Annotated in this window: 9 protein-coding genes; all 9 read left to right on the top strand. The window is 59.4% G+C overall.

The window, feature by feature from the left end:
- Positions 1–1,017, top strand: a 1,017-nt coding sequence (locus tag ACPDIT_RS15035) for an RHS repeat domain-containing protein (protein WP_423444880.1), incomplete at its 5' end; no start/stop codon positions are given.
- A gap of 1,359 nt (positions 1,018–2,376) precedes the next feature.
- The gene (locus ACPDIT_RS15040; RefSeq protein ID WP_423444882.1) at positions 2,377–2,745 is read left to right on the top strand and encodes a hypothetical protein; all 369 of its coding nucleotides are present in this window, start codon (positions 2,377–2,379) and stop codon (positions 2,743–2,745) included.
- Positions 2,706–3,905 carry an RHS repeat domain-containing protein gene (locus ACPDIT_RS15045; protein WP_423444884.1) on the top strand — a complete coding sequence of 400 codons (1,200 nt, stop codon included), beginning with the start codon at positions 2,706–2,708 and terminating at the stop codon, positions 3,903–3,905. The genes ACPDIT_RS15040 and ACPDIT_RS15045 overlap by 40 nt, the downstream gene beginning before the upstream one ends.
- A gap of 24 nt (positions 3,906–3,929) precedes the next feature.
- Positions 3,930–4,244 carry a hypothetical protein gene (locus ACPDIT_RS15050; RefSeq protein ID WP_423444886.1) on the top strand — a complete coding sequence of 105 codons (315 nt, stop codon included), beginning with the start codon at positions 3,930–3,932 and terminating at the stop codon, positions 4,242–4,244.
- A 465-nt stretch (positions 4,245–4,709) separates the two neighbouring features.
- Entirely contained in the window at positions 4,710–5,522 is an 813-nt protein-coding gene (locus ACPDIT_RS15055) for an RHS repeat-associated core domain-containing protein (protein WP_423444895.1), read from the top strand.
- Positions 5,519–5,680, top strand: coding sequence for a hypothetical protein (locus ACPDIT_RS15060; protein ID WP_423444887.1), 162 nt, complete (start codon positions 5,519–5,521; stop codon positions 5,678–5,680). Before ACPDIT_RS15055 ends, ACPDIT_RS15060 begins: the two co-directional genes overlap by 4 nt.
- Before the next feature lie 568 nt (positions 5,681–6,248).
- Positions 6,249–8,018: an RHS repeat-associated core domain-containing protein gene (locus ACPDIT_RS15065; RefSeq protein ID WP_423444889.1), complete on the top strand. Its 1,770-nt coding sequence runs from the start codon at positions 6,249–6,251 to the stop codon at positions 8,016–8,018.
- 11 nt (positions 8,019–8,029) lie between these two features.
- Positions 8,030–8,473, top strand: coding sequence for a hypothetical protein (locus ACPDIT_RS15070; RefSeq protein WP_423444891.1), 444 nt, complete (start codon positions 8,030–8,032; stop codon positions 8,471–8,473).
- 448 nt (positions 8,474–8,921) lie between these two features.
- The coding region (locus ACPDIT_RS15075) for a hypothetical protein (protein WP_423444893.1) at positions 8,922–9,292 on the top strand (371 nt) is incomplete at its 3' end.

Genomic DNA, 9,292 nt, shown 5'->3' on the forward strand with positions numbered 1-9,292 from the left:
CGGCACGTGGTCGAGCTGAACGCCACGAACCATGCGCTCGTGCGCAGCTACGTGTGGGGCCTGGACCTGAGCGAGACGCTGGACGGCGCTGGCGGTGTGGGCGGTCTGCTCTGGATTCGAATGGCCAGCGGTCCGGCCTCGGGCACCCATTTCATTGCTTGCGACGGCAATGGGAACGTGTGGCAGTTGGTCTCTGCCTCCACCGGCACGGAGACGGCGCGCTACGAATACGGTCCCTTCGGCGAACCCCTCCGCACCACCGGCCTCGCTGCTTCCTTCAACCCCTTCCGGTACAGCACCAAACGCACAGACACGGCCACGGCACTGGTGCTTTACGAATACCGCGCTTACAGCGCGAACATGGGGAGATGGTTGAGTAGGGACACTATCAATGAAGAGGGTGCACGGCAGGCGCATTCGCAGTCACGCCGGATGGCGTATGGCGAGGAGGGCAATCTGCAGCGCTTTGTAGAAAACGTGCCCGTGATCAAGTACGATGTATTAGGCTGGAAGTGTTGTTTGTTGACCTGGTATCCGACGGGCGGAAAGGGTGGCAGGTGGGGGCACAGTGCACTCGAGTGTGACAGTGCGTATGTCAGTGCGTGGCCCGCAGATGGAGAGGGAAAGTTGGGTGAAGCACCTGTTCCAGTGCAATGGAACGACAAGCAGAAGGACTACAACGACCCCAATGCGGGAGAGGGGACGCCCCCTGATAGCATTGTGTGTTCAGACTGTTTGGATGGCGCCAAAGTGGCATCTTGGTTGGACGCAACCAGACAGGGTGGCCCGACCTGGAGTGTCACCGGGAGAAACTGTTCCGATTATACGCTCGATGCGATTGTTGCGGGACTTGGACAGCAGAAGAGACCCTGTTGTCCATCCGGGATGTTTCTAATGGATCTGTTGCAGCGACCGCCCATCACGACGCCGCAGCGGGTGCAGGCAATGTTGGAAGACCTCAACGCAAATCAGTGCCGCCGTTATACCTGTAAACCGGACGTCAAAGCCCATCCCTGACTGTGAAAGGTTCTCCGGGATTAACTTACCTCGTTACGTCGCTGGTAACCGCTTGCCTCGCATGGGTGTGTGTCATGCGTGCAGTAATCACGAGTCCCTCGCTCTTTGGCCCAAGGAGACCCACGGTGCAGGTTTCGATATCTTTTCCAGGCGAGTGTAGGGCGAGACTTTATGCGCCGCCCGGGCGGTACTGGGTGGAGCTGGCTTGCGATGCGGATGCCTTGTCTGAAGCGAGCCGAGACGCAGAGACGCGTTGGCGCGGAAGCTCGGCTGTCAGATGGGAGGCCTCAGTCGAGGTCGTCGGCGGGTCAAGGGTTTTGGCGGCGACCAACGCGGTGTGGCTGCGCTTCGCGGGTGAAAGTAGAAGGAGTGTATACTTTACGATTCTGGGGTTTAGGCATCTAGAGTACGACTTTGTGGAGGTGAGGTTGGTACCTCGAGAGCCGTGTCCATTGGGACCACATGCTTTCTTGGCAATTGCGCCGCGCCCAAAACAGCGCAACGAGGACCGATGGCTTTTGTGGAACGCGGTGTCAGCGATGAGCCTGGGCGGTTGGATTCTTTACTCTGCGTGCAAACTGCTGGCGGTTGCCAGGAGAAGCCGTCGACTGAAAGCAGCGGAAGGTGGGCTGGGGGGCTGAGGAATGTATGTTGGTGTAGATGCAGAGCTTGGCTTTGCCAAGCCAGGGTAGGCGGTCAGGTGTTCTACCTGTTTGCGGGCTGCCGACGCCGCAGAAGCTGTGCAGTAGGCAACGATGACTGTAATGGCGGGAGCATCAGCGCATCGTGATCCAAGGAGCGTGGGCAGCGCAGGATGAGTACATGGACGGTGCATGTTAACGCCAGGAGAAGCTGGATGGAGCTTGGTGCGCGGAGAGCTCCTTTGTCGGGCGAAAACGTGGACGGGCAATGCGCGAATCGGGGTCGTTGGTCTGGGCCTAGCAGGCTGTCGGACTTGAGGGTTCGCACGTTCGCAACATGTTGTAGTTCAAAATATTGGGTTTTCGCGCCAAAACGTCCCACCGTTATAGATCAAGCACTTGCATCGAAAGTGGGACAGGCTGCTGGTGGAGCTATTCGGCTGGAGGACTTGAGGTTCCTTTGCACAGTTTTCAGGGACTGGTGCCGCAACTCTGCTGTTTTGATTGCATGTTGGATGCAGCGCCGGCAGGTGAAGTGTTCAGGGAGGAGCCGCGGCCTTGGAGGCTAGGCGGAGCTGTGGTCCTGAGGGTGAGAGCGTTTTGGAGGCTTCTTCGCGAATGGCATTGACATTTGGCGACTTTTGAGCGGGCAACTGGTGTCGGTATAGAGACACTCCACGAGACACGGTTATTGATGCGGTGGTAGTAAGGTCCTCATGTGCCTCGGCAAGTCCTTGGCATCGCCTCCAGTCGGACGGTGCCGCCGTATGTGGCGGTGTCGGGGGAGGCGGCCACGAATGCGACGGTGACGCTGTGGTGGGGCACGAACGAGTGGGTGCCGGTGATACGGCAGGGGAGGTATTGGTACGGGGAGGCGGTGGTGAACAACCGGACCGACGGGGTGTGGGTGGTGGTGACGAACTTAGGGGTGGTGCGGGGCAATCCGGACCGGGTACAGTCGGAGGTGCGGTCGGACTTTGTGGCGCAGAGTCCGGAGATGCTGGTTTATGACCGGGATGGGGCAACCTTGTGCGGGACGGGCGGTGGATGTACAGTTGGGACGCGGAGAACCGGCTGGTGCGGGTGATGAGCTACGGGGTGGCGGATCGCGCCAGTTGGCGTCGGGAGGACGGGGCGTACGATGCGCTGGGCCGGCGCATCCGACAGACGAGCTACATGCTGAGCAACGGGGTCTGGGTGGTGATGGAGGACCTGAAATTCGTGAGCGATCCGGTGTGGTTCGGCCGGCACATTGCAGAACTGAATGCCACGAACCATGCCGTGGTGCGCAGCTACGTGTGGGGCCTGGACCTGAGCGAGACGCTGGATAGTGCGGGTGGCGTGGGCGGTCTGCTCTGGGTGCGGCTGGCCAGCGGTCCGGCCTCGGGGACGCATTTTGTGACCTACGACGGCAACGGGAACGTGTGGCAATTGGTTTCCGCCAGCACCGGCACCGAGACGGCGCGGTACGAATACGGTCCCTTCGGCGAAGCCCTCCGCGCCACCGGTCCGATGGCCAAGAGCAACCCGTTCCGCTTCTCAACCAAGCGGGCCAGCGACCCCGCCGACCTGGTCTTGTACGAATACCGTGCATGCAGCCCGAGTTTGGGGCGGTGGCCGAACAGAGATCCCATCCTCGAGATTGGTTTCAGGAGAGTCTTCTTGAAGAAGCGCCTGAAGGGAGGGCTTCATGAGTATGCATTCGTGCGCAACAACCCAATCAGTATGCACGATGTTGATGGCCTTGGAATTGGCTGCGCAGTGAAATGGGCGTCGCAAGTCGAGCTCGGTCATGCAGCCCCGATGAACTGTGCGGGAAGCGCTATCGCCGATGCTCTAATACTGCTGAAATCCTCTTACCCGAACTACGATCCGAAAAGCAACGGGCATAACGCTCTCCACTGTTTGGCCAATTGCCTCATGGCCAAATACTGTCACTTTCCGGGCAAGTCCGAAGATGAGATCTTTGACCACATGATGGATGCCAATAGCGACTACGAACTTTGCACCGCCAAAGAGGAACTGTGTGGCAAGTGGTGCGGAGATCAGAATGCATACAGGCAGGATGTGATGTCCGACATTAAGGCTGACATGGCGGGGATCAGAGCTGGTCTGGCTGGGCAAGATTGCGTGGCTGCTTGTGAACCTGAAACCAGGACGCCCGGTCCAAAGCAGCCAGATTCCTGCGATTGCAGGAAAGTCAAAGAATGCGAGGCATGGTATGACAAAACGTATGGCACATTTTGAGTGCTAAATTGAATAGTTACTTGCGTGGCGATGCAACCAGGCAACGACGATTCCTCCGTGTTCTTGTCAGCAGTGATCGCACTTGCGGTCGTCGGCAGTCTTGTGCTTTGGTTTTCCTGTGGGCTTTACGAACGGCTTGGTTTTTCTGTCGGCTGGAACATTTTGGCAACCGTGGGCACATGGTTCATGTTTTTGCTTTTGTCCATTTGCTTCATTACGAGAGTCCTCAAACTCGACAAGAGACTGCTGAAAGGCTCTCTGGGGCTCACGTTCTTGTTTAGCGCTCCAGTGCTATTCTTTGTCATTTTGTTCACGGTGATTGGCTACGGGGCGTTTTGAGCAAGGCACGGTTGAATTATGTAACCGACTGTCCCGCACAAACGGTGTAAGGAATCTGGCTCGCCTCAGGCCGGCTCGATAGAAGGTCGGCTACCCGCGCTTGCCGCACAGCCCTGGGCGCAGCGTCTTCGCTTTGGAGTGCAGAAGGAATTGGATTTGAAAACGGAGCGGGACGCATTTCAGTCTCTGGCACCGGGGTGTCGGGGCATAGCAGTAGCGCGAGCTGGTGGCGTGCCGTATCGGGGATTGCCAATCTGCGAAAGCGCCGTTGGGGCAAACGGCCGGCGACTGGCCGTCGGTCTGACGACCGCAGCGCCCCGCGGCGCAGGGAGGCGCGCCGGGAGGTTGGGACACCGGCGCAAGAAGACCAGACTGCCATCAATCGAGATGCGCCCTGGGCGGATTTGGCGGACGAGTAGCGGGTGGACAAATGACGCTTGGCGGGTTATAGAGGACCTGAAGTTGGTGAGCGATCCGGTGTGGTTCGGCCGGCACGTCGCGGAGCTGAATGCGACGAACCATGCGGTGGTGCGCAGCTACGTGTGGGGCCTGGACCTGAGCGAGACGCTGGACGGTGCCGGTGGTGTGGGCGGTCTGCTCGGGGTGCGGCTGGCCAGCGGTCCCGCCGCCGGCACCCACTTCGTCACGTATGACGGCAAGGGCAACGTCTGGCAGTTGGTGTCCACTTCGACCGGCACGGAAACGGCCCGGTATGAATACGGTCCCTTCGGCGAGCCGCTTCGCACGTCCGGCGCCGCTGCTACTTCGAACCCCTTCCGCTTCAGCACGAAACGGCCGGATCCGGCGACGGGAGTGGTCCTCTACGAATACCGCATTTACTCGCCGGGCGCAGGCCGGTGGCCACACTGCGATCCTGTCAATGAACCGGGCTTGCAGCTTCTCATGGGTCGGGTTCAGCCCTTTAACGTGCAGGAGGAGAAGAACCTCTACCGATTTGCACTTAACGATCCCATCTCCAAATACGATCCGGATGGCAGAGTAGTTCCAGCCGCGCCTGTCGTTATCATCGTTGCAGGGTCAATCGCCATTGAGTTTGGCGTCAGGATTTACTGCCCTTGTGCATTTATGAGAGGTCAGGAGGCTTACATTCGGACGCCAACGGCGATCCTCGCGCACTTCAGCGGTGCAATCACTACGGCCATTGAAATCTATTGCGATGGACCGGCCACAGTTAGGTTGCATCTCTGGAAGGGCTCCAACGACGCCTGCCATGACGAGCTCGTTGTCATCTGCACTGGCAAAAGGCGCGGCACATGAAGAAGCAACCACCCGACAGCAGTCGGAAATGGTTCCTTGGTTGGCGACCAGCCATTGCCGTTGAAGTGTTCCTCATTGCGCTGGTGGTCTGTTTGGTTCTGTTCGGAAAGCTGGGTGTGTGGTTGTTGAACGCGGTGAAGAAGTTTGTTGGTCAATAGGCTTGGCCTCGTCTACCCTGGCAGAGGGTGTAACAGGAGCTTGTGGGGCTTGGGCCGCATCGAGCCCGGCGGCCAGCTGCACCTGAGGCACTGCCCTTTCGCTGCTTCACGCCGCTTCGGATCGCGGGAGGCATTTGGTTGCCGACCTCGAACTGAATTTGAACTGGTTGCCGGCGCCACGGGACCTGTCGGCCAGGACGCCAGGCGCAACGTGCTGGGATATGCGAACGCCTTGGGTGAGGCGACGAACGCGCCAGCGGTTTCGGTGAGCACGAAACCGGCGTATCGCAAGGACCGTCATTTCCCAGCTGAACTGGCGGTGGATACTGCGGCCGGCGGCGTCTGGCTGGGTCTCACCAACGATGCTTGTACGCCGGTGGGCTGAGCCCAAGACGCGCTGAGCACTATAACGGGCCAGGTACTCGGGCCCAAAACGCCCAGAACGCTCACCCACACTGCGAATGGCAGCCTTGTGCGGGGCCGGCGGTGGGTGTAGAGTTGGGACGCGGAGAACCGGCTGGTGCGAGTGATGAGCTATGGGGCCACAGACCGGGCCGGTTGGCGTCGGGTGGACTGGGCGTACGATGCGCTGGGCCGGCGCATCCGACAGACGAGCTACACGCTGAGCAACGGGGTCTGGGTGGTGACGGAGGACCTGAAATTCGTGAGTGATCCGGTCTGGTTCGGCCGGCACCTTGCAGAGTTGAACGCTACGAACCACGCGCTGGTGCGCAGCTACGTCTGGGGCCTGGACCTGAGCGAGACGCTGGACGGCGCCGGTGGTGTGGGCGGTTTGCTCTGGATTCGAATGGCCAGCGGTCCGGCCTCGGGGACGCACTTTGTGACCTACGACGGCAACGGCAATGTCTGGCAGTTGGTTTCCGCCAGCACCGGCACGGAGACCGCCCGTTACGAATACGGCCCCTTCGGCGAACCCTTGCGCGCCAGTGGCCCCCAAGCCGCCAACCCGTTCCGGTTCAGCACGAAGTATCAGGACGACGAGACGGGCCTGCTCTACTACGGCCACCGCTACTACGCTCCCAGCACCGGACGGTGGCCAAACAGAGATCCGTTGGGGGAACTCGGCGGTGTGAACCTTTACGGTTTCGTCGCCAATGATCCGATTACAACGATTGATGCCCTCGGCCTGAAGCAATACAAAATATGGGCATCGGCTTTTATCATGCCGGCAACGATCACGTTTCCGCACACCTTTAACACCGCGCCGTTTATTGACTTGTTCGCAACCTGGGCGGGCAACGGCAGGGGCTTTGGCCCAGGCCCTCTGGCACCGTGGTATTCAAAGATGGCTCATGAGGTCGTCATAGAAACCAGCCCGGTGAAACCACCAGTAGTATCGAACGGGTCCGTCGGTGGCTCATCAGCGGTCTGGTATATGACGTGGGCTGGCCCGGCATTCGCGACCGGTGTTTCACCCGCTCCAGCGCTCGCAACTGTGACTCGTCCGTCCAGGTGCATCACAAAAGTTGTCATCAACGGCTCGGTCAGAAATCCATTGGAGCCACTGGCACCGTCAATCGATTACAGCTACACGTTTGTGCTCGATTCATTGAAAGGCAGGGGCCGCTTACAGCGGTCGCCACGACCATTATCCGTGGCACGAACTCTACGTGAACGGCGTTTCCTTGGTGACCGATCCCCCGCTTGGGCCGACCTACACACCAGCGGATTTAATTTTCAGCCACACGATTTCGCCGGGATGGTTTGGCATTCCCAAAGAGTGTTGCAAGACGCCATGATTCGGAATGCCCTTTCCATCCCTGTATTTTGTGCCCTGGCCTTGTTGCAGTCCGGCTGCGGCAGGAAGTCGGAGAAAGACATTCATTCAGAATCAAAGATGATGTTCAACTCGTCGGAATGGAACAAAGCTGCTGCAGAGGACATCTCAGTAAGAATCATCTCTGTCTTTCACCGGCCTGCGGCTAATCTCTCGTGGATAAATGAACACGATCTCCCGCAATTGACTGCCGAAGAACAAGAGGCAATCGCAAAGCACGGTGTGACGGGACAGATGGAAGTGGTTTATTCGACCGCGCGGGGCAGTGGCTCAAAAGAGGTTCGTGTGGTAATCAACCAGACCGGCCCGCTGACAGCGAACGCGCGTCTTGCCGTGCCAAAAAGTGGCAGCGCAATTTTTATCCATGAGACGGGCGAACTGAAGCCGCTTTTTACGAACTCTCCACCGTCGGCACTTATCTTAGAAATCTTCCAAGAGAAAAAGGAAACGACGTTTTTCTTGGACTATCCTCGGGACCGCGTGCGAAGCGGCGGCGCGATGTTTTGGTGGGATGAAGACGGGCACTTTCACGAAATCTAGGAGAGCACGCGATGCACAACGTTGGCGTGGCAATCTGGGCTTTGGTTTTGTTTGTTGTTCCTTTAGCCGTTCTTTTCGCAGTCGCATACTTTCCGGTCTTGCTTGGGGCGGCGATGCTAACGCGCCGCAGGTGGCTGAACACGGCTGATGTATGGACACCTTATGCGAGCGCGGCGGGGACAGTACTCGCATATATCGCGGCGGGTTTTTTGGATATCGACAGGTTCGCGTTTGTTCCTCAGCACACGATAGCGGCTTGGCAATCTGCCGGTTATTTTTATGAGCTTACCCAAGCTTTGTTGAATGGCTTGATCTCCGGTTTGCTGCTCGTAATCCTTGCGCGCTTTCGTCCAAACCTCGTTCGACGTCCTTGGGTTGCAAAGCCGCTCGTTGCAGGTTTGGTTTCGTTCGTCGTGTTTTGGTTTTGGCCCGCGCTGGTGTCGGCGGTTGTCTGAAACGCGGTCGATAAGCGGGGCAGAGTTGACTGCTGAAGCGTTTTGAACACTGCGCTGGGAACGATGAAACGTCGGCTCAGATGACCCCCCAACTGGCTGTCCCGCACAAATGGTGAGAAGGAATTTAGCGCCCCTCTTGGCCGGGGCGGAGTTGGGGCAGGCTTCACTGCGCGATGCTTCGTTGCGCCGGGCCACCCGCGCCCGCGCCATGGCCCTGCGCCTCGCTGCTTGGGTCGCTCGGGCCGCCCTGCTCCCGCCGGTCGCAGGGCTAGGGCCACTAAGCGCTCGCGACCCTCCGTCTCGGTTCTTTGTCGGTGTTGCCTGCGGGTGGGAGCGGTGGTCCATCCACATGTGGCCCGCGTCTCTGCTATGGCCTCGGCACCACGTCCGCCGGCAGGCAAGTCTGTCCTCTTGGCGCTGGCGTTCATCGTGGCTACACCCCTGGGCCGTGAAGGCCGTGCGGCCGCACACTACGCAGCGCGTCTTTTGGCTGTCCGTCCGGGTGCAATTGGAGGTGCGGTCGGACTTTGTGGCGGAGAGCTCTGAAACCTTGGTGTACGACGGAGACGGCAACCTTGTCCGGGATGGGCGGTGGGTGTACAGTTGGGACGCGGAGAACCGGTTGGTGCGGGTGATGAGCTACGGAGCGGGCGATCGGGCCGGTTGGCGTCGGGTGGACTGGGCGTACGATGCACTGGGCCGGCGCATCCGGCAGACGAGCTACGTGCTGAGCAACGGCGTCTGGGTGGTGACGGAGGACCTGAAATTCGTGAGCGATCCGGTGTGGTTCGGCCGGCACATTGTGGAGCTGAACGCGAC

The sequence above is a fragment of the Limisphaera sp. VF-2 genome, assembly GCF_049537125.1.
Lineage (GTDB): Bacteria > Verrucomicrobiota > Verrucomicrobiia > Limisphaerales > Limisphaeraceae > Limisphaera.